General features: G+C 69.1%; 12 protein-coding genes and 1 tRNA gene. 7 read left to right on the top strand and 6 right to left on the bottom strand.

The genetic code is table 11. From position 1 onward, the window contains the following. Positions 1-145: 145 nt before the first annotated feature. From OG735_RS40935 to OG735_RS40950, 4 genes are read right to left on the bottom strand one after another with little or no spacing between them, the layout of a single operon-like run. Entirely contained in the window at positions 146-1,276 is a 1,131-nt protein-coding gene (locus OG735_RS40935) for a hypothetical protein (protein WP_327321073.1), read from the bottom strand. Further along, on the bottom strand, positions 1,273-5,853 hold the full coding sequence (locus OG735_RS40940) for a hypothetical protein (protein WP_327321072.1): 4,581 nt from the start codon (positions 5,851-5,853) through the stop codon (positions 1,273-1,275). The genes OG735_RS40935 and OG735_RS40940 overlap by 4 nt, the downstream gene beginning before the upstream one ends. A gap of 3 nt (positions 5,854-5,856) precedes the next feature. Further along, a complete protein-coding gene (locus OG735_RS40945; protein ID WP_327321071.1) occupies positions 5,857-6,603 on the bottom strand; it encodes a hypothetical protein in 747 nt (248 codons plus the stop codon). Next, on the bottom strand, positions 6,600-8,240 hold the full coding sequence (locus OG735_RS40950; RefSeq protein ID WP_327321070.1) for a hypothetical protein: 1,641 nt from the start codon (positions 8,238-8,240) through the stop codon (positions 6,600-6,602). Before OG735_RS40950 ends, OG735_RS40945 begins: the two co-directional genes overlap by 4 nt. 284 nt (positions 8,241-8,524) lie before the next feature. Between OG735_RS40950 and OG735_RS40955 the strand changes: the two genes are divergently transcribed. From OG735_RS40955 to OG735_RS40970, 4 genes are all read left to right on the top strand, one after another. Continuing rightward, entirely contained in the window at positions 8,525-8,806 is a 282-nt protein-coding gene (locus OG735_RS40955; RefSeq protein ID WP_327321069.1) for a helix-turn-helix domain-containing protein, read from the top strand. Between the two features lie 61 nt (positions 8,807-8,867). Continuing rightward, complete coding sequence (locus tag OG735_RS40960) at positions 8,868-10,382, top strand: helix-turn-helix domain-containing protein (protein WP_327321068.1); 1,515 nt, start codon at positions 8,868-8,870, stop codon at positions 10,380-10,382. Then, entirely contained in the window at positions 10,383-10,958 is a 576-nt protein-coding gene (locus OG735_RS40965) for a transcriptional regulator (RefSeq protein ID WP_327321067.1), read from the top strand. Between the two features lie 66 nt (positions 10,959-11,024). Further along, a tRNA-Met gene (locus OG735_RS40970) sits at positions 11,025-11,098 on the top strand. A 56-nt stretch (positions 11,099-11,154) separates the two neighbouring features. On the opposite strand, the gene OG735_RS40975 is transcribed toward OG735_RS40970, so the two are convergent. Then, the gene (locus OG735_RS40975) at positions 11,155-12,198 is read right to left on the bottom strand and encodes a TniQ family protein (RefSeq protein ID WP_327321066.1); all 1,044 of its coding nucleotides are present in this window, start codon (positions 12,196-12,198) and stop codon (positions 11,155-11,157) included. A 173-nt stretch (positions 12,199-12,371) separates the two neighbouring features. On the opposite strand from OG735_RS40975, the gene OG735_RS40980 reads away from it, so the two are divergent. The 3 genes from OG735_RS40980 to OG735_RS40990 all read left to right on the top strand — a co-directional run bounded on the left by OG735_RS40980 (position 12,372) and on the right by OG735_RS40990 (position 17,897). Next, positions 12,372-14,744 (top strand): Helicase associated domain protein, encoded by a 2,373-nt coding sequence (locus OG735_RS40980; protein WP_327321065.1) that lies wholly within the window; start codon positions 12,372-12,374, stop codon positions 14,742-14,744. Positions 14,745-14,786: 42 nt separating this feature from the next. Further along, positions 14,787-15,302 carry a hypothetical protein gene (locus tag OG735_RS40985; RefSeq protein WP_327321064.1) on the top strand — a complete coding sequence of 172 codons (516 nt, stop codon included), beginning with the start codon at positions 14,787-14,789 and terminating at the stop codon, positions 15,300-15,302. A gap of 150 nt (positions 15,303-15,452) precedes the next feature. Beyond that, entirely contained in the window at positions 15,453-17,897 is a 2,445-nt protein-coding gene (locus OG735_RS40990) for a DEAD/DEAH box helicase (RefSeq protein ID WP_327321063.1), read from the top strand. Between the two features lie 305 nt (positions 17,898-18,202). Here OG735_RS40990 and OG735_RS40995 read toward each other — a convergent pair whose 3' ends face one another. Further along, positions 18,203-19,102 (bottom strand): hypothetical protein, encoded by a 900-nt coding sequence (locus OG735_RS40995; protein WP_327321062.1) that lies wholly within the window; start codon positions 19,100-19,102, stop codon positions 18,203-18,205. Positions 19,103-20,246: the final 1,144 nt, after the last annotated feature.

A 20,246-nucleotide genomic window follows, 5' to 3' on the forward strand; every position in this document is an offset into this window, starting at 1 on the left:
TGCGGACGGTCATGGAGCCGGTGACGATGTCGGCATCGGCGGCCGGCCCGGGAACGGGTCGGCCTCAAGGGACGACGCAGCGATTCGCTGATCGGCCTGGCCTTCACCACTGCCAGCACGCTCTGGGTGTCGTGCAGCTGGGCTTCTACACCGGCTCATCGGGGTGGAGCTCACCGTGGCCTTGGCTGACGGGGTATACGGGGTCTCCTGGCGGGGCGCCGTCGCGCAGCTGGGGCAGCAGGGGCGCGTCCCGGGTGAGCAGGGCGCGCAGACGGGGCAGAGGGAGGGCTTCTTGTCGCAGAACCAGGCCGTCGGTCAGCAATTGTGCGACGGACGGCGCGATATGAGGCGGGAGCCAGGCTGCCGCAGCGAGCGCTTCGTCTGCGGCGGCGGGCGGGTGGGAGCGCGGTTGGCCGGTGAGGAGCGCCTCGTAGAGGCCGGTGGCGGGCAGCAGCGGGGGAAGGCCGGCGGCCTGTGCGCGGTGGCTGGTCTGCTGGGCGCAGTGCAGGCCGTCGAGGTCGAGGTCCGCGTACATCAGCAGGGTGCCGACGGGGTGGTCGCGTTCACGCAAGGAGGTCAGGGCGGTGGGGATGGAGGCGGCGAGGTGGTCGCCGGATCCGAAGCCGAGCCAGCCCACCTGGTCGCGGTCGGGCCACGCGTTGAGGATCTCCCGCAGGCTGGTGAACGCGGCGGTGTTCTCCACGATGAGCATCCAGGGTGCGGGCCCGAGTTCGAACATGGCCAGCGGGGCGGGGGTGGGCCGCGCCCTCAGGTGCGCGGTGACGTCGAGGAGTCCTTTGGCCACGAGATGCTGGCGATCGATGTTCTTGAGGCGTTTCTCGTCGCCGTACAGCTGGTAGGAGCGGTCGGCGAGCGGAACGATCTCGGCATCCGGCTCGTCGCGCAGCAGGGTGTTGACGGGGCCGAGGAGCGCGTGGTCGGCGGCGGTCAGGTTCAGGGTGCTGGCGAAGGACAGTGGTTCCACGAACGCCCGGGGTGCCGGCCGGCGCCGGGGTGAGCGGGCGGGCTGTGATCGCTTGACCCACCGGGGCAGCGGCGGGTGGGCGCTGTAGTCCCAGCCTGCGCTGCTTTTGGGCAGTTGGGCCAGGCCACGCCTTTGGAGGGCTTGGGCCGCATCGGCGAGGATGCGGCGGCGCCGTGGTGAGGTGGCCAGGCTGGAGTCCCCTGTGTCGGCGGCGCCCGCCAGCGCGTCGAAGTCGACGCGCTGGCGGGGCTGTTGGGCGAGATGGGCGGCCATGCGGTCGGCGGCGCTCATCCGGCATCCTCCTCGGGAGCCTCGGTGTCCTGACTGCTCTCCTGGGGGAGAACACTGCGGCGCAGGAGGCGGGCGGAGGCGATGCCGTCGTCCTGGGCGCGGGCGACGCCGTCCGTGACAGCGTCGCCGTACCGTTCGAAGATCTGGACGTAGCGGCGCTTCGTGCGCAGGTCCACGCCATTGCGCATGCGGATGATGAGGGGGAAACGGCCCAGGGCCGGGCGGTCGTTGGAGCCTGTGGTGTAGACGAGCTGGATGCCGTGGGCGCCGGCGACGCGACGCTGCAGATCGACGAAGGGCCCGTAGTTGGCTTTTCCGAAGGGGTTGTCCAGGACGAGCGTTCCCACGCCGCCGGGGATGCGGCGGTCGCGCTGGGCGGCACGCATCCGGGCGAGCGTGCAGTACAGAAGCACGGAGACGGTCAGGAGCTCGCCGCCGCTGAACTTCTGGATCTCGATGACGGATTCGCGTTCGACGGTGTCCAGGTTCTGCGTCGGCTTGATGATTCTCGCGATGATGTTGCCGTGGCCGCCGAGCGCCGCCAGGACCAGCCGCTTGGCCAGCGCCATCGCTTCGGGCAGGGCGCTGGCCCGGCCCGTGGCGCTGGCCGGCAGCTCGGAGATGAGCCGGTCGACTTCGGCCGACAGCCTGCGCGCGAGTTCGTCCCCGCGGGCGCGTTGGCGCAGTTCCAGTGAAAGGAACCGCTGGTTGGACCAGCTCCCGAGGTTGCCGGGGAGCCGGGAGTGGCGTGAGACTTCCTCGACGCTGTCGAGGACGGCTTCGACCGTGCTCGCGCAGGCGTCGACGACCCGGGCCTGGTCCTCGTCGGACTCGGCGAGCAGTCCGGCGACCTGTCGTTCGCGTTCCTCGATGTCTTCCAGGAGGGCGGCCAGCCGGGTGGGCAGGGTGAGGTCCTGTTGCAGGCGTTCGCGCAGCCGGCCGTCGACGACGGTTGCGTACTGCGGCTGCATGGCGAGCCGTTCCACCTGCTGTACGTACTTGCGCAGGGCATTCTTGGCACTCTCGTAGGCGCGGATGGCCTGGAAGACGTCGCGGGTGATGTTGTCCTTGATCTGCTCGGCGTCCTGCGGCTGCAGCGACTGCGCGGTCACGGCGGACAGGCCATGCTGTTCGAGGAGCAGCGCGTCCACGCTCAGTTCTGGGCCGCCGCCGTCACCGTCCTGGCCAAGCTGGCGGTCGGTTGCCGCGCTGAGACTGCGCGCCGACTGCCGAAGCTGTGCGGCCTGGCTGGCCGCGAGGTCAGCGGTGCGGTGCGTGCGCTCGGCGTCCAGGCGCCGCACCTGGGCCAGCGCACGGTCCTGCTCCAGACGTTGCTCCTCTGCTTGCAGTTCTTCCTGAGCGGCTTGGACGCTGGGGAAGGAGACCCGCTCCGCGCCGGGAGTAAGGTCGTCCAGTTGTTCCGCCGCCTTCTGGTGGGCTGCCAGAGCCTGGCGGTGGAGCAGATCCGCTTCATGCTCGGCCCGTTCGGCGTTCCTGTGGGCCTCGGCTGCGGCGGCAATGCGGTCGGTGAGGCGGTCGGCGTCCGCTGCCTCGGTCTGCCGGGCGAGTTCTGCCGCGCGGGCGCGTGCCGCAAAACCGGCCCTGGAAAGCTCCTGGTTGAGGGTGTCGATGGCTGTCTGGGCGGTGGTGAGCCGCTGCTGCAGCGTGGTGTCGCTGATGCCGTCGTGCCAGTCCCGGCGGGCCTGGCCCCAGCGCTCGCGCAGCGCCTGCAGGCTCCCGTCCGGCACCGTGGCCGGACGTGCCCGGCCGATGACCTCGTCCGAAAGTTCCTGGCGGATCTCCTCCACCCAGCCGGACCAGCGCTCTGCACGCTCCCGGCACTGCCGAAGCGCTGCTTCCGCGCTCCGCCTCTGCCCTTCGGCACTCATGCACCGTTTCTTCAACTGCTTCGCGGCGGCGCGGTGTTCACGTGCCTCGGTCCGGGCCAGCCGGCCTTCTGCCGTCCAGTGCACCGTGGCGCGGGCCGTCGCCTCAAGGGCCCGGACCTGGGGCAGCAAGTGGGTGAGCGCCATCAGCGCGTCCGTGTGCTGAGCGAGCCGTCGTTCCGCCTGGCGTCCGCTCTCTACGGCTTCCTCTGCCTTCTGGGCCAGAGCGCTGGTGTGTTCGGTGAGCGTGTTCACTTCGTCGTCGAGCTGGCTGAGCAACTCCTCCAGTGCGGCGCGCGCCCGGGGACCGAACGATTCCAGATATACCCGCAGCCGCCCGGCGAGGGCGTGATCGGCCTCGCGCCGTGCGGTAACGGCCTTAAGACGCTCCTCCAGCGTGTCCAAACGCGCGGTGACGCGGCGCAGTTCCTCCTCGCCCGCCTGGAGGTCCAGGGCAGACGGGCGGACAGGCAGGACGGCGAGGTCTCCCGGTTCCCGCAAGAGCAGAGCACGGGCCTCGTCGTCGCTGCTCACGGCGATCACCGTGGGCAGCGAGACGTTGGCCTGCCGGGCCAGAGCCACCAGATCGCCACCGGGCATCGGCCCGCAGATGACCACTCCGCCGATCAGCTGGGGGATGGCCACGATGACCTCGTCGTGCCGGTGGGCGGGCACGGTCTCGCGCAAAAACTGCATACCCGAAACGGCGTTGGCACCGCGATCCCGCAGGGCGGCCACCGCCGCTTCGACCTCGCGGGGCGGCGGACAGAACCCGTCCCGCTCCAGTGCGTCGCGCAGCCGCTGGTCGTCCAACGCCTGGGCACGCTCGGCGGCCAGTTCCGTGTCCGCGTGCGTGACCTGGTCGGTGAGCATCGCGACGAGGTCGGTGCCGACCGCGTCCAGGTCCAGTTTCCCTGGCCCGTCGCCGGTGCCCGCCAGTTCTCCCAGGCGTGGCTCGGCTGCCAGGTCACAGCGTTCGCGCGCCAGCGTGTTCCATTGCTCCCACACGTGGTCGTGCCGCTGTCGTGCGGTACTGAGCCGGCCGGCACACGACAGGCGTTCCGCCGCGATGCCGGCGCTCCGTTCCCTTGCTGCCTCCCGCTGACGCCGCGCCTGCTCCACATGTTCCAGGGAGGCATCTTCCTCGCGGGTGAGGCGTTCCAGGGCGGCATGCGGTTCCTCCTGCCCTGCGAGCACGCCGCTCGCGCGGGCGGCCATGATGTCCGCCTGTCCTTCTTCGAGGCGTGCTTCGGCCGAGGCGGCACGGCTGTCCGCGTGGCCGATCGCGCGCGCAGCCTCCTCGAACTCCCGGTCGGCCTCCTGGACCTGGGCGCCAGCCGTCTCGAGTTCGGCGCGGGCCTGTTCATCCTCGCCCGCGAGAGCGGTGAGTCCGTCTTCGAGCCGCGCGTACAGGGCGGCGCCCGCCTGCTCCACCGCCTCCCGTTGCGGCGCCTGCTCGCTGTGCAGAGCTCCCAGCAGCTGGTTGACCTGTTGCCGTTCGGCCTCCCGGTCCGCCAGATCCATGAGCAGGGGAACCGCCTGCCACGCCGCATGTTCCCGCTCGGCGGAGCCGGCCGCCTCGATGCGCCCGGCGTGCTCAGTCGCGCAGTCACTCACTTGCAGCCGTGCGGCTGCCTCGCCTACCGCGGCCACGCGGTGGCGCCGGCCCTCGACCCGGTTGTCGGCCTCCTGAGCCTCTCGCGCGTCGGCCTCGGCACGTCCACGCAGGGAGCCTGACTCCTGCTCCCAGCGTTCGGCCTGGGCCTGGATGTGCTCGCCGGCGCGCCGGGCGAGCTGGACCTGCTGGCCGAGTGCCTGCTCGGCGAGGGCGGCTTCGGCCGTGGCCTTCTGAACCGGCCGCAGCCGCAGGACGGCCTCGGCGAGGAACCGTTCCTCCAGTTCCCGCGCGGGCCGGGCGGCCAGTTTGTCGGCGTGTTTGGACAGCGCCGCCCGCGCCGCTGTGGGCGCGGCGGCATCGACGATCATGTCGATGAGGAAGTTGATGAACTCCTCGGCCGTGCGGAACTTGAACAGCTCGGTGATCCCGCCCTCTTCCTGGTTCATGGCCTTCTGGATCATGAAGACCTGCGGGTCCAGACCGTGATGGCCCAGTTGTTCCTCCCAGGTGTACTGCTCCTCCGCGACGACCAGTTGCAGCCGCCGCTCCAGTTTGTGCGCCGCCTCCAGGGCCTTCACGTAGGAGCTCATGCTGAGCTGGAGGTCATCGGCACGCACGGGCAGGCAGTCCAGCTCCAGCCCTCCGGGCTGCGGCCGCAGGAGGTACCAGCGGCGCTCCAGCCGCTCCCATCCGCTGCTCAGGTCCGCCGGGCGCTGTCCGTCACGCCACTGGTAGACCCCGCCGGTCACCAGCACCGCGCCGGCTGCGGGCCGTTCGGAATCCCCCCATTCGGCGATCACGTGCGAGACCTGCCCGCCGGGAATGTACTCGGCGAGCGACTTGGCCTTGAGTGCCCCGATGAAGTCCCTCTTGGCGGGCAGAAGCAGGCTGAAGAACAGGGAGAGCAGACTGGACTTGCCGCCTCCGTTGCGCAGCCACAGGATCACGTCCACGGGCCGCATGGGCCGGCCGTCGATCGCGCCGGGGCCGCCGGTCAGGTCCAGGACCAGCGATTTGAACCCGGCCGCGCGGTGGCCGATGTTCTCCAGACGAACGCGTCGCAGTTGGAGCATCCCTCAGTCCTCCTCAACCAGGTGGGCACGGCGCAGGTCGCACAGCACGGTGAAGGCCGCCGAGGCGGCGGCCTCGCGCACCTGCACGCGGAAGCGGTGGGCGAGCCGGTAGTGGCCCACGCCCAGCTCGTTGGCGCGGTAGGCCATCCCCTGTTCCACCAGCCAGTCGAGCGCTTCCTTGATCACCCGCCGGGTGCTCGACTCCGACAGCCGTCCCGCCGGTGTGAGGCGCGACGACGGAAGTCTGGCGTACACCCGCCAGGCGGCCTGGAGTTCGGGGTGCACCACGGTCAGCCCGTCCGCGTCCACGGATGCTTCACGCAGCCGGTCGGTGAGCCGGCGAAGGAAGTCGTCGACCTCGGCCAGTGAGATCCGTTTGACACCCTGCTCCTCCAAGTCCGCAGGAGTGGGGTAGACGCGGGCCGCGATCGCCACGTGCGCGAGTCCCAGGACGAGGCGGTCCTTGACCCCGAGCTTGGGATGGTCCTTGAGGCGGTAGGACAGCCAGGACCCCTCTCGGGGATGCAGGATCAGCCCTTCGGTCTGGTGGGCCTCGATCACGTCCAGGTCCAGGCCGTCGGCGGCGGCGTCCGCCGCGTCGCGGAACGGGCCGTCCATTCGGTAGCGCTGCAGCATGTCCCGGTAGCGGGGAACGCCCAGGGGGCGCAGACGCGGCTGGCAGCCGAAGCACACCAGGGCGGAGGCGTCGGCCAGGTCGGCCGGAGAGTAGATGGCCGCGGAAGTGGTCATACCAGAACCTCCAGGTCGTCCTCGGAACAGGCGGGATCGGGGATCAGCGACTGGGCGGGGACGAGCAGCAGGTCGCTGCCGGCGAGCGTTCCGAGATCGAACACGGCGCCGTCGTCGAGGACCACCAGATGGTCCTCCAGCAGGTCGGCCAACTCGTCCGCCGTCCCTTCCTCCTGCTCGTCCTCCGGATCCGGCGCGAAGGCCCGCAGAACGCAGACGGCCAGGAGGTCAGCGGCCTGCAGACCGTGCGCCAGCGCCTGCTCCAGCAGCCGGGACAGCCGCACCGGCGTGCGCAGGGCCTGCGTGAGCAGGGCGCGGGCGGCGGCGACGTCCTCATCGCTGAAGAGACCGTGATCACCGGGGTCGTCGGCGATCAGTTCGATCTCCTCGTCCGCGAACGCCTCCCGCACCTCGCGGGCCGGAGCCAGCAGCGAGGCCCACCAGTCCCGCAGCCGCGGGACGTGCGCGACCACCGGTCCGCCGGCCGCATCCGCGAAAATGCTCGCGACCGCCTCGGCGTCGTCGGCGCCCAGGCACAGCAGCGGCTCCAGCACGTCCTCCTGCATCCCCACCAGCGCAAGGCGCGGGGGAGGCCTGAAACGCTGCTCGGCCTGGGAACGCAAGAACGCCGGACGGGCGTCGATGACCTTCTCCAGAAGCTGGGTGTGCCGCAGATGGGCCCGCCCCAGCAAGCGCAGGATCCGCTCGCAGGTGCGCCGTACCTCCGCGTCGTCCACATCGTTGCGGACCTCACGCATCCACTCCATCAGGTCGCGCTCCACCCGGTGACGTTCACGAAGGTGTGCGCGGGACGCCCTGAGCAGCTCCGGGACGTCCTGTCCCCAGTCCACGGCCCGCACATCGCGCTCGGTCTCCGCCAACACCGCCCGTACCCGTTCGCAGTACATGAGGGAGAGCTTCAGGCTCTCCGCCGCGCTCTCCTCGGCACGTCCCCAGCGGCGGGTGCTCACCTGGCGGCGCAGCATCAGGTCCTTCGCTGCCTGCACGTCCTCCAGATCGTGTTCCAGGCCGGACAGCAGGAGGTTGATGGCAGGGGTCGTGGCTCGCAGTACGGCCTGGTCACGCCGCCCGAATCCTTCCTCCAGCAGCCGCAGGGACAAGGTCACCCTGCTGTGCCCTTCGCGGTAGTCGCTGTAGGAGACGTCGAAATCCTCGCCGTCCTGCGCGTCGTTGAGCAGCTCACGCAGGACGAATCGGGCCACCGCCAGGTGCTCCGAGGCATCCCGCCCGGGCGCCGCCGATGCCGCCAGGGAGGCGAGGAACTGAACCACCTCCTCCGTTGTCGCTTCCGCCTCCATCTCCTGCTGGCTGACCACCGCTTCCAGCGCGGCCAGGGCGAGAGTGCGGGGGTCGTAGAGACCCCGGGGGAACCGCTGCCACGCGGTGCGCTGGTCGATGCGGTGCAACGGCGCCCCGCGCGCGAGGACCGAACTGCGCCGGACGAATCCCGGCTCGGCCACCAGCGCGCGCCACTCGTCGACTCCGTCGCAGGCGGCCGGAACCGAGCCCAGCAACCGCCGCTCCTCCCGGTCCAGCAGGGCCTGGACCATCGTGTCGAGACCGTCCTCCTGATCACAGCCCGGGCTGTGGGGGAATGCCTTCGTCTCTTCTGCCATGGAGTCAGTGGAGCAGCCGCCACTGACAAAAAGGACAAAATTTCCCCGGTGGGCCACCCGGTCGGAGCGCGACCAAAGGGATGAAGTGATGTCCGGCCCGCGGCGTCCCTGTTGTGCCGATGGAGTCATCCGGGCTCCGGCCCGGGCGGTAGGTGCGCGGCGGCCACTGGCGACATCAGGCTCCGCCATGAGCGGCGAGTTTCAGATAATTAATATCTGCAAAAACATGCATGGAATGCTTATTTTGATGCGTTTTCCGCATTGAATCTGATAGAGTCGGAGGTATGGGACTGGAGGAGTCGTTGCGGCTGACGGTGGCCGCACTGATGCAGGCGACAGGCGAGTCACAGAGGTCGGTGGCCGGGGCGCTCGGACTGACGCAGACGCAGATCTCACGTCGGCAGTCAGGTGCCACTTCATGGACCCTGCGCGACGTCGACACGCTGGCCGGGCACTACGGCGTCGCCGCACTGGATCTGCTGTCCGGGCCGACCAGGGCGTGCGAGGCACTGCCGGCCGGCCGGCGCCGCAGCACCCGGACCGAGGCGAAGGGAGCCGGCCGGTGAGCGACTACGACGCGATCGGCCGGCGCCGCAGCACCCGGACCGAGGCGAAGGGAGCCGGCCGGTGAGCGACTACGACGCGATCGATTCGCTGCTCGCCTCCATCGGCCCGCAGGCCGAACTCCCGGCCCCCGAGCTCCGCCGCGGCCTGCGGGAGCGGGCAGGGCTGTCCAAAGCGCAGGTTGCCCGTGCGCTGGGGGTGAGCCCGTCCACGGTCGGCGGCTGGGAGAGTGGCCGGGACCCGGCCGGCGACACCCGCGCCAAGTACGCGTACCTACTGGAAGGGCTGAGCACCAAGCTCAACACCGATACCGAGACCACGGCGATGCCGACTGAGGAGCAGCCCGTGGCGTCAGGCGCTGCTGCGGTGGCCGTCACCTCTACGTCTTCGCCGGAAGTCGGCCAGGACGAGGACGAGGTGGAGCTGCTCGCCGTGCCCGAGCCGTGTGTGCTCTGCGGCCGTCCCGCCGAACAACGCGTGGCGGGGTTCGCTCAGCACCTGGACCCCTCCGACTGCCAGGCGACCCCCGCCGAAACCCCGAAGCATCCGCCCACCGCGCCCTGCCCGGCCGACGGGAAAGGTGCGGCCCCGCGCGGGCGGGCGTTCCAGGAGCCGTCCGGGCCGGCCGACTTGATCCCCGAAGCGGTGCACGCCGCGCTCGCCGAGCACCAGGGCGATGTCGAAGCCGTGAGCACCGCGTTGCTGAAGCGGGCCATCCCGGACGCGATGCGTCTGCTGGACGAGACCCGCAAGGGCGCCCGTTACGACGTGATCGCCCACCCCTGGATCCCCGACATCCTCAAGAAGCAGACCTCCAAGGGCGCCGACCAGATCTGGGAGGCCCGCCCCAAGTGGACGCGGCCCGAACTGCCGCCCGGGAAGCACGAGGTCACCGCGCTCGACATCAACGGCGCCTATTTGAGCGCACTCAAGACCCACCTCCCGCTCGGCCAGCTGGAACACTCCACGGGCTTCGCACACGACCGGCGCCGCGCCGGAGTCCACCTGATCACCCCGCCCGCCTGGGAGCACGACGCGGTGCTGCCCAACCCGATCGGCCAGCGCGACGAACCAGGACCCCTGTGGGTCACCGAACCGACCCTGCGCCTGCTGCTGCGCCTGTCCGGTCCGAAGCATGGCCTGTGTGAGCCGCCCGAGATCCACGAGTCGTACACCTCGGGCGCCACCGAGAACCTCCTGGAGAAGTTCCGGATCGCCCTCAAGGACGCCCGCGACACCGCGATCGCAGACGGCGACGAGCTGACGCTGGAGTACGTGAAGGCGATGTACTCCAAGTTCGTGTCCACGATGGGGGAGTCGAACTACAACCGGGAGCTCTACCGCCCGGACTGGATGCACATCATCCGCTCCCAGGCCTTCGCCAACCTCTGGATGAAGGCGCTCAAGGCCCACGACGGGGGACTGGCTGTCGTACGGGCGATGGGCACCGACGAACTCCACGTCATCGGAGACTGGCGCCGTGTCTTCCCCGAAGGCCGCTCGGTTACCGAGGTCAAGGTCAAGGACACATACACCGCAGGAACCGGCACCGACGCCGGCACGGGGCAGGAGCAGTAAATGCCGGAGAAGAACATCGAGTTCGGGAAGTTCGGAGCCCGGGGCATCAGGGGCAGCGACGCCGTCGCCCGCCAGCTCGACCGGCTCGCCGGCCACATCGCCACCCCAGTGACCGCCAAGCGGGGCCTGATGGCACGCCTGCACTACCTGACGACTTCGGGCAGGACCTGGCAGGCCGCCAAAGACGCCGGACTGACCGTGAGCGACCGGACGCTGAAGGCATGGCTGGAGGACAAACGCCGTCCGTCGAAGGCCAACCTGAAACGCATCGACGCCGCCTACAGGGCGGTGCGGCGCCGCAACGTCGCCCGCCACCTCACCGCCCGCCTCAACCGCGAGGGCCGAGGCACCCGCGTGGAGATCCACCCCCTCGACCAGTCCGGCGTGGCCCGCCCGCTCCAGCGCGTGGTCGCACACCGGACGATGAACGTGCGCCGCTGGGACAAGATCGTCGGATCCTGGGCGGCCGGCGACCACCAGGGCCTGGACGACGCCTGGACCGCCGATGTCCTGCCCGACCTCGGCTCCCAGTGGGGCCAGTACGAGTACGTCAAAAACATCGGCTTCGCCGCGTAGAGACCGACCCCCGCAAGGCAATGGTCTCCAGCGTCTGCCGGCATGGCGTACGGTGGTGCGAACCGGCGCGGGGTGGAGCAGCTCGGTAGCTCGCTGGGCTCATAACCCAGAGGTCGCAGGTTCAAATCCTGTCCCCGCTACTGCAGGGTGGGGGGCTCCGAACCGTACGGTTCGGAGCCCCCCACCCGTATGAGGCCTACATGTCGGCAGCCGTCATGCCCAACTGCCAGGTCAGGCACGAGCGCTGGCGCACCGAACCGGTCCGGGACGCGATCCGGTCGTGCCCCGACGCCAGCATCAGGCGACACTGGTCGGCCGGACGGGACGCAGCGGGCACTCCCATACGGTGGCGCCCCAGCCATACCAGCAGCGCCTGACGCCCTTCAGCCAGGTCCACCCCCCACCGGACCATCAACTGCTCCACGTCCGCGAGCCACCGGGCCCGGCCCGCCGCATCCCGCTGCCCCGCCCGTTCGAAGTCCAGCATGGCGCCTGCGAGCTGCGCCGCCTCCGGGTAGATCACCAGCGGGGCCGCCCGCATCTCCCGCGCGCCCAGCCCAGCCGTCCAGGCCCGCTGCACCCAGCACACGGTGTCCGGCATCCGCGTCCACCAGTACACCGCGACCTGGAAGGCATCGGCGAACAACTCCTCACCGGCCGGCCCCCAGCGTGCGGCCAACTGCTGCCGCACGCGGTGCGCCGTCAGCGTCTCGGGCAGTTCGGCCAGCTGAACGAAGTCCGGACCACGGCCGCGGGAGTCGTCCGACCAGTAACCGTGCCGCAGGCACACCTGCCAACTGTCCGGCGACATCAGCCACACCGGCTCGCCGACACCTAGCTCATCACCGCACAGCGCGCAGTGCCGCACGAGATGCCCCGCCAGCGGCTCCCAGGGCCACTTCCACTCCGCCGCTTCCTCCTTCTCGCCCGCCAGCAGCCGCTCTGCGCCCAGACTGGGCAGATCCTGCTGCAGAAGACCAGGCGACCGGTCAGCCAGGACAGACAGATAGAGCAGCCCCGCCTCGTTCACGTACATCTCGGTGCACTGCGGGTACTTCTCCACCCGCGGCGGGTCCACGGATGCGTCGCCCTGTCCGACCCGGTCGAGAAAATCAGCCAGGCTCAGACCGTTGGCGTGTGCGAGCCGGTTCACGAACGACCCTGTCGACTCACCCGCCACCGGCCCCACGCGCAGCGGCAGCGCCCTGCGAGGCCCGTACAGGCCGGGATCGTTCAGCACAGCTGTCCTTCCGCCGAAACTGCCACCGCGGGCACCGTGACCGGCCCGGCAGCAGGCGGTCAAGAGCGCCAGCACTCGTTCGGGCGAACCCAGGCGAACGTCCTGCCGCAGCACCGCACACCCCTTCCACCCTGGAAACCAGGTGCACGCGCACGCCATCACCAGGGAGGACCATGGCCCCGACGACGCGCATCCGCCCGGACTCGACCGCCCCTGCCTCTGCCCGGCGCCTGAAGACCCGTCTGCGCGGACGCCAGCAGTGCGCCGCGGACGCCTGCGTGAGCAGCTTCATCGAGGGCTACCGCCGCGCCACCGTCTTCATGGCCACCGGCACCGGAAAGACTCTGGTAGCCCTGCACGTCGTCCAGGAAACCGCGCCCGAAGGCGTCTCCCTGGTCCTCGTACCCTCACTGCGACTGCTCGAGCAGACCGCAAAGGCATGGCACCGCGAAGGACGCCCCGGACGCTACCTCGGAGTCTGTTCCTCAGACCACCCGGCAGACCCGTACCTGGTTGGCGTCCTCACCATGATCCATACCGGCGACGAACTGGCCGGGCAGGCAGCCGACACCCACGGACCGCTCAACGTGTTCTGCACCTACGACTCCCTCGACAAGGTCGTCGAAGCCCACCACGACTTCCACCTGCCCCGCTGGGACGTCGTGGTCGCCGACGAAGCACACCGCACCGCCGGTGACTACAACAAACCGTGGGCCCGCGTCCACCACGACGACAAACTCCCCGCCCGCCACCGCCTCTACATGACCGCCACACCCCGCATCCTCGACGAGAAGAAAGCCCGCGCCCAGGGCATCAGCTCCGACACCGTCATCGCCTCCATGGACGACGTGAGCATCTACGGGCCCGTCGTCTACCGCATCTCCCTGAGAGAAGCGATCGACGAAGGACTCCTCGCCGACTACCGCATCGCCGGCGTCGTCATCAGAAACGAAGACCTACGCGGCCTCCTGAACCGGCTCCCCGCAAACACCTGGAGCGGCGAAGCACTGCGTGCCGCAGCCGCCCAAGTCGCCCTGCTGGTCGCACAGCACCGCTACGACCTGCGCCGCACCCTGACCTTCCACCCCTGCATCGACGCGGCGGAAGTCTGCGCCGACACACTCCACGAGACCGCAGCCCTCATGCCCCCGGCCTACCGCACCCCCCTGCAGGTCGGCACCGTCAGCTCCAGACAGACCCCCTTCGAACGCCACAAGAACTACACCGCCTTCGCCGACACCCCCCTCAACACCCCCACCTCACAGCAGCCGCCCCGCCGGGCCGTCCTCACCAACTGCCGCTGCTGCGCCGAAGGCGTCGACATCCCCGCCATCGACTCCCTGCTCTTCGCCCACCCCAAGACCAGCACCATCGACATCATCCAGTCCATCGGACGCGCCCTGCGCCAGACCCCCGGCGACGGCAAGATCTCCACCATCGTCATCCCCATCTACATGGCCCCCGGCGAAACCCTCGCAGAGGCCGTCAAGAAGACCGCCTTCCACCTGATCTACCGGGTCCTCATCGACCTCGACGTCTACGACGAGCACACCTTCCACCTCGTCGACCACTTCCGGTACCCGACCGACCCCACCGCCACCCCTCAGCTCGCCCCGCCCCCGGAACGCGCCGACGAGATCATCCCCGTCCTCGACCTGAACGACGTCATGGCCCCCAACCGCGTATGGGAAGCCGCCTTCGAAGTCGCCACCGACTTCCACACCCAACACGGTCACCTCGATGTCCCCAGCCTCTACCTCCACGGCCGTTTCCACCTCGGCTGGTGGACCGGTGTGCAGCGCTCCATGCGCAAGAACGGCCTGCTCCTGCCTGAACGCATCGAGGCGCTGGACACGCTCGGCATGATCTGGGAACACCCCCCGCACAGCATCGAACGCAAACTCCTCATCGCCCGCGACTACGTCACCCACCACGGACACCTCGCACCCCGGTGGGCCGAACACCACCAAGGCCTACACCTGGGCCGCTGGCTCGCTGAACGCCGAAAAGAAGCCACCACCCGCCGCCTGCCCCACTGCTACCAAAGGGCCCTGAACGAGATCTACCCCTGGTGGAACGCCAAAGGCAAAGCCGAATGGAAACGCACCTACGCCCACGCCCACGCCGCCGCGCGCGACAACACCCTGATCTTCCCCGGCCCGCACCAACTCACCGGCACTGTCCCACTGCTCACCCAGTGGCTGGCCAACCAGATCGACAACCTCACCGGACTCGAGACCTACCAGCACCACCTCCTGGGCGACCTCCCCATCGAGCACCCCCTGGCCCTCCTGCTGCGCCACCCCCGTAGCGCCTCACAACGGGCCTTCGCCCGAGGACTGCAGGCCGCCTACACATACCGCCGCCGTCACCATCACCTGGACGTTCCCTGCAACTACACCTGCGAAGACGGCCCCGAATTCGGCTTGGGGAGGTGGCTCGCCGAGAAACGGCGCGCCCCGCAAACCCTCTCCCGGGAACAACTGGACGCCCTGGAAGCCCTCGACATGCGCTGGACCTCACGCCACCGGCACAGCACAACCTGAACCGCCGTGCGCACCAGCAGACCACAGGAGTACTCCGGCATCATGACGACACCGCCCCACTCACCCGGCCGGCTGCCTGCCTTCAACATCGGCCTCACCCACGTCACGCTCCCCACCTCACAGGTACAGGTCAACCGCCTGACCGAACTCGTCAACGAATTCACTCTGGGCACCGACGTGATCGTGATCGTATTGAGCACCGTCACCGACCCGGCCTCCCCCCACCCGGACGAGACCGACGTCGATCGAAGCCGCTTCACCTGGCCGCCCTGGCAGGGAGACGTCATCCCTGAGGCCCACCAGAAATGGAAGGCAGTCTTCGCCACTCGGGACCGCACCTTCAGGGGCATCTACTACGAGGGCCCCACCCTTGAAGAGACGCCGACCATCCGTGTCCCAGCCACCGTTCTGTCCGACGCGATGTGGAAGATGGTTCAAAAAGAGTCCTGCGCGGTCCTGTGCACCGGCCTCACCGGGGACCCCTCCGCAGCTGAAATCACGGCCGCCCTAGTAGAAGGAACGCTCCAAGCAGTCCTGGTGGAAGCCTTGTTCGCCTAGCCTCCAGACCAGCCCCACGACATCCCCTAACGTTGCACGACACGACCCACGCCCGCCGCCACGGGCCTCCGCAACGCCATTCAGCGAAGGACAAACGACACGATGGATCTCGCCGGCCGCCGTTCCCTCGCGCACTGAGGACCCTGCCCCATGTCTTCCCCCGACGAGCCCCTCGCCGAAATCTCGGCTGTCACTGCCTCCCAAGCCCGCCCTGCCCGGCTCTCACTGCGCCCGGACCAACAACGGGCGGTCGACAGCGCGGCACGCCACCTCGCACGCGCGCGGACCCGCGGACACGCGGTCTCGGCCTGCGGCACCGGCAAGACACTCACCGCGCTGCGGACCGCCGAGGCCCTTGATGCCCGGCACCTGCTCATCGCCGTGCCGAGCCTGGACCTCATCTCCCAGTGGGCCCAGACGGCCCGCAACGACGGACGCCGGGAAGTGATGATGGCCATCTCGTCCCTGGCCGCGGGCAGGCACCCCGTCCTGGCCGGAGCCGCTGTCCACAGCACCAACAACCCGGAGTTCCTGGCGACTTGGCTGGCCCGGCACGAGCACGCCACCGTCTTCGTCACGCTCGACTCCCTCCCGAAGATCGAACAGACCCAGCACACCCCCGCTCCTGTGCCAACCTTCGACCTGCTGATCGTGGATGAGGCGCACCGCACCGCAGGAAGCTGGGACAAGGACTGGACCGTCCTGCATGACCACACCCGCATCCGGGCCGACCGCCGGCTCTACCTGACCGCCACCCCCTACGAATGGGACCCGCCCCGCCTAACCGAAGCACCCACCACCCACCCCCAGCCCAGACGTACCGCCGCGACCGCCCCCGCCTGGGACACCCCGGCCCTCGTCGCCTCCATGGCAGATGTCAAAACCTTCGGCCCCCGCCTGCACACCTACAGCCACGCGGACGCCATCGAAGACGGAGTTCTCGCCGACTACCAACTGGTCGTCCCCACGATCACCGACACCCAGCTGCGCACCGTACTGACCACCCCCGAGGCGCACTCCGGCTTTGGCCCGACCGTGCGCCGCACCACCGCGCTGCACCTGGCCGTCCTCAAAGCGATGACCGAACACGACCTCCACCACGTGATCGTGTACTTCCAACAGGTCGCCGACGCCACCGACTTCGCCCGCCAGTTCCCCCACACCCTGCGCACCCTCGCCGAGGACCAACGCCCCGTCTGGGCGAGCGACCTGGTGGTCCAGTCGATCAACGGCACCCACACCCCCGGCCAGCGCCACGACATCCTCACCGACTTCGCCACCGCCGACCGCGCCGTGCTGACCAACTCCCAAGTGCTGGGGGAGGGGATCGACCTGCCGGCCGTCGACGCGGTCGTCTTCGCCGACCGCACTGCCAGCGTCCGCCGCATCGTCCAGGCGCTGGGCCGCGCCCTGCGCAAACCCCCCACCCAGACCACGAAGACCGCCAGCCTCGTCATCCCCGCCTACATCCCCCACGGCGCCGATCCCACCGACCTCCTCGGCACACCCTACGAGGCCCTCTGGCTCGTCACCGCCGCCCTGCGCCACCACGACCAGACCATCGCCGCCCGGGCCCCCCGCACCACCGCCAAACACCGCCTCGAGCAGGGCACCCGCACCCTCCTGGCCCGCCGCTTCCGCTTCGACTTCACCCTCAACCCCGACAGCATCGCCCAGGCCATGGACCTGATCGCCTGGCCCGCCGACAACGCAATCCTCTCCGCCCCACGCAGGGCAGGCCTGGCGGCCGCGACCCGCTTCCACACCGAACACCACCACCTACGCGTCCCCACCGACTACGAAGACGCCTACGGCTACCGACTCGGCACCTTCATCGCCGGCCAGCGCACCGCCCGCAGACAAGGCATTGTCACCGAGGACTGGATTGCCGAACTCGACGCGCTCGGCATGATCTGGGACGACCACGAAGCCTCCTGGAAGGGCCACCTCACCACCGTCACCGCCTTCCACACCGAGCACGGCCACCTCGCCATCCCCCTCCACCAACCCGGCGGCCAATTCCTCGTCAGCCAACGAGCCCTCGCCCGCAACAATCGCCTCCACCCCGACCGCCACGCCCAGCTCGCCACCATCGACCCCCACTGGACCCTCCCGTACGGCCCTGACTGGCACCGCAAATACCACCTCCTACGACGCCACATCGAAGCCGGCCACAGCCCGACCACGCTGCGCCGCGACACGGTGATCGACGAGGTAAAGGCGGGAAGCTGGCTGCACCGCCAGTTCTCCACCTGGAACCAGCTCACCCCCGGACAACGCGACCTCCTTACTCGCCTGGAACTGACCCCGGCCGCCGCTCCCCTGACACGTGCACAGCAGATGAGCTCACCCGCAGCAAGGCGGCCCCGTCGTTCCTTCGAGCAGACCGCACAGATCCTCCGGGTCTTCGTCGAGCGCTGGAACCGACCGCCCGGCTCCCGGGAATGGGTCGAGGTCGACGGAGAACGGATCATGATCGGACCGTGGCTCAGCAAGGCACGTTCCAAGCGGAATGCCAGTCAACTCACCGACGAGCAGAACCACTTGATGGCGGAGATCCTCCAGGCAGACTGGACTTTTCGCGAGTCCGGTTAAGCGGGCCCGGCCTCAGTCAGACGCGACTATGCGGAGTCGCCTCTGACCCGGCCACATCGCACAAGCGTCCGTGCCCCCAACGTAGTTCGGGACCAGAGCGAGACTCGACGCTGGCCACGGCGCGGCAACGGCGCTCGCACCCGAGCAAGCGGCTGCTCCGCCCGAGTTGAGCACTTCAACGAATACGCCGACACCACCCGCCGGACAGCGAACCACCACAACTCCCACCGCGCGGTGGGCCCTCCGCAACCGGTAGAGGCCGGCGAACGTTGATCGTTCTGATCAGGCCGACGGACTGCTGCCCGTCACCGAGCACCACGGGGTTCCAGCTCCAGCAGGCTGCGCAACTCCAACACGCCGTCCCACAACGTCGCCACACAGATGTCACCACCGAGAGCAGTTGTCTCGGTCCAGCCGTCGTAAGCGTGGCCTGCGTTGCGCACAGGCTTCCAGTCCTGAGCCCGCCACTCGGCGAGGATCTCCCGCTCCAGCCGCTCGGCGTCACGGCCACGCGTGAAGGACAAAGTGTTGTACAGCTGCCAACCCCGGCCGCGGTGCTTCTCGATCCGACCGGTCCTCAGGTTGCAGATCCCGACCTTCGCTGCCTGCAGGCCCTGGTGGTGCAGTAGATACACGAGGGCGGGCCGGTCACGCTTGAATCCGTATTCGGCGCACTCGGAACAACCCGTGCCACGGCTGTTCACACTGCCCAGGGTGGGAAACACCTCTGCCCCGCACACCTGGTTCACGCATCGGCACTTCCAGCGCTCGCGCACTCCCGGATACGGCTCCAGTGGCTCCAGACCCGCTGCCACCATGATGCCGTGCGCCTCATCGCCAGCGATGACGACACCGGCGCACCACTTGCACGCCTGGGCACCGCGCCGGACCCATCCGAGCCGCGGATAGATGATCCGCTCTGGCGGCCCAGGGCACTCGGGAGCCAGGCACCGGCTGCGCCAGCGCTCGTTGACCCCCGGGTACGGCTCAAAGGGCTGGGCACCGGCGGCGAGGAGCTCGCTCACGGCCTGCTCCTCGGGTACGCGCATCCTCCCACCGCAACGCTGGCACCCTCCCTGTCCGGTGAGGACGACGTTGGCGTAGCTGGGGGCGATGTCGTCCGCCCCGCACTTCAGGCAGACACAGGGCCAAGGCCTGCCGGCCGCCTTGTACGGCTCCTGGGGCTCCACGCCGCGCTGGATCATCTCAAACACCGCACGTTCGGGCCGTACAGCAACCCGGGCACAGTACTTGCACGCTGACACCCTGCTCAGGCGTGCGTCCGACAGACGCGGCCGGATATCGGCCGGATCGCCCTCCCACAGCCCAGGACACAGCGCGCTCAAACACCGGCTGAGCCAAGGAGCGTCCACCCCCGGATATGCCTCCAGCGGCTCCACCCCGGCGGCTCGCATCTCAGCCGCGGCCTGATTTTCCGGAACCTTACGCAGGGCAGCCCCTCGAGCACGGCCGCACGGCCTGCAACCGCCGCTGTTCGGCCGCATCACATTGCGGTAGATCGGATCGACGAATTCACCGCAGTCCATACAGACACTCAGCCACCGCTCGCCGCTCCCGGGCCACACGGAGATCGGCCAAACCCTCTTGGCGATCATGTTCGCCTTGGCGGCCTCGGGATCGAGATAGCGAGGCATGCGGCCTCCAAAGGGCTGACCTCACGCTGGAGTTGGCGCGGCAACTGGTCCATCTCGCGTATGCGCGTTCGGTGTTGGACGACGATTCATTCGAGGCTATCTCCTCGCGCGTGCATGATCGCGAGCAACTCGTTGGCCGCGCGGCAGGCATGCTGGTGACGTGTTGTGCCCCGGCTCGGGCCGCGTCCATCTGACGAGGCACGCCCGACGTGAGGCATGCCGGAACCCGCCAAGCACGGATCCCACAGGCCTGATACTCAATCAATTCCTCCTGAAAGCCAGCCCTGTGAGGCTGGCGGTGTGGCGGACTTTCGAACAGACCGTTAGACATATCGTCCCGACCGAGGAGACGGGGGAGGGCCAACATCACAGAAACTTACATAGTTTTCTGCTTCCATTGAAGCACCAGGAGGCACCACACTGAGTGCCGCAGAGGAAAGGCGAAGCGCCGGAGGTCCGCAGCCAGCTTGAAGCCGACCGCGGAGCGGGCGGCTTCCCAATCAACCTGAGTTACAAACCAAGTTGGCACGTACCGCTTACATAAGGCGGGGTGGATGGCGGATCGCGGAGCGATCAGGACTCCACCCCGCCGACCCCGACACCCTTGACTCGCGGAGCGAGTCAAGGAACCGGCTGCGGAGCAGTCGGCGTAGCCGCGGAGCGGCTACGGATCTTCCGCCGCGTAGCGGCGGCG

It is taken from the genome of Streptomyces sp. NBC_01210, from assembly GCF_036010325.1.
In the GTDB taxonomy this organism is placed as follows: domain Bacteria; phylum Actinomycetota; class Actinomycetes; order Streptomycetales; family Streptomycetaceae; genus Streptomyces.

What these genes read in the sequence shown, in the direction of transcription:
- OG735_RS40955 (WP_327321069.1), top strand. Translation starts at nt 8,525, where the DNA reads ATGGGACTGGAGGAGTCGTTGCGGCTGACGGTGGCCGCACTGATGCAG.
- OG735_RS40965 (WP_327321067.1), top strand. Translation starts at nt 10,383, where the DNA reads ATGCCGGAGAAGAACATCGAGTTCGGGAAGTTCGGAGCCCGGGGCATC.
- OG735_RS40940 (WP_327321072.1), bottom strand. Translation starts at nt 5,853, where the DNA reads ATGCTCCAACTGCGACGCGTTCGTCTGGAGAACATCGGCCACCGCGCG.
- OG735_RS40945 (WP_327321071.1), bottom strand. Translation starts at nt 6,603, where the DNA reads ATGACCACTTCCGCGGCCATCTACTCTCCGGCCGACCTGGCCGACGCC.
- OG735_RS40990 (WP_327321063.1), top strand. Translation starts at nt 15,453, where the DNA reads ATGTCTTCCCCCGACGAGCCCCTCGCCGAAATCTCGGCTGTCACTGCC.
- OG735_RS40980 (WP_327321065.1), top strand. Translation starts at nt 12,372, where the DNA reads ATGGCCCCGACGACGCGCATCCGCCCGGACTCGACCGCCCCTGCCTCT.
- OG735_RS40995 (WP_327321062.1), bottom strand. Translation starts at nt 19,102, where the DNA reads ATGATCCAGCGCGGCGTGGAGCCCCAGGAGCCGTACAAGGCGGCCGGC.
- OG735_RS40935 (WP_327321073.1), bottom strand. Translation starts at nt 1,276, where the DNA reads ATGAGCGCCGCCGACCGCATGGCCGCCCATCTCGCCCAACAGCCCCGC.
- OG735_RS40950 (WP_327321070.1), bottom strand. Translation starts at nt 8,240, where the DNA reads ATGGCAGAAGAGACGAAGGCATTCCCCCACAGCCCGGGCTGTGATCAG.
- OG735_RS40985 (WP_327321064.1), top strand. Translation starts at nt 14,787, where the DNA reads ATGACGACACCGCCCCACTCACCCGGCCGGCTGCCTGCCTTCAACATC.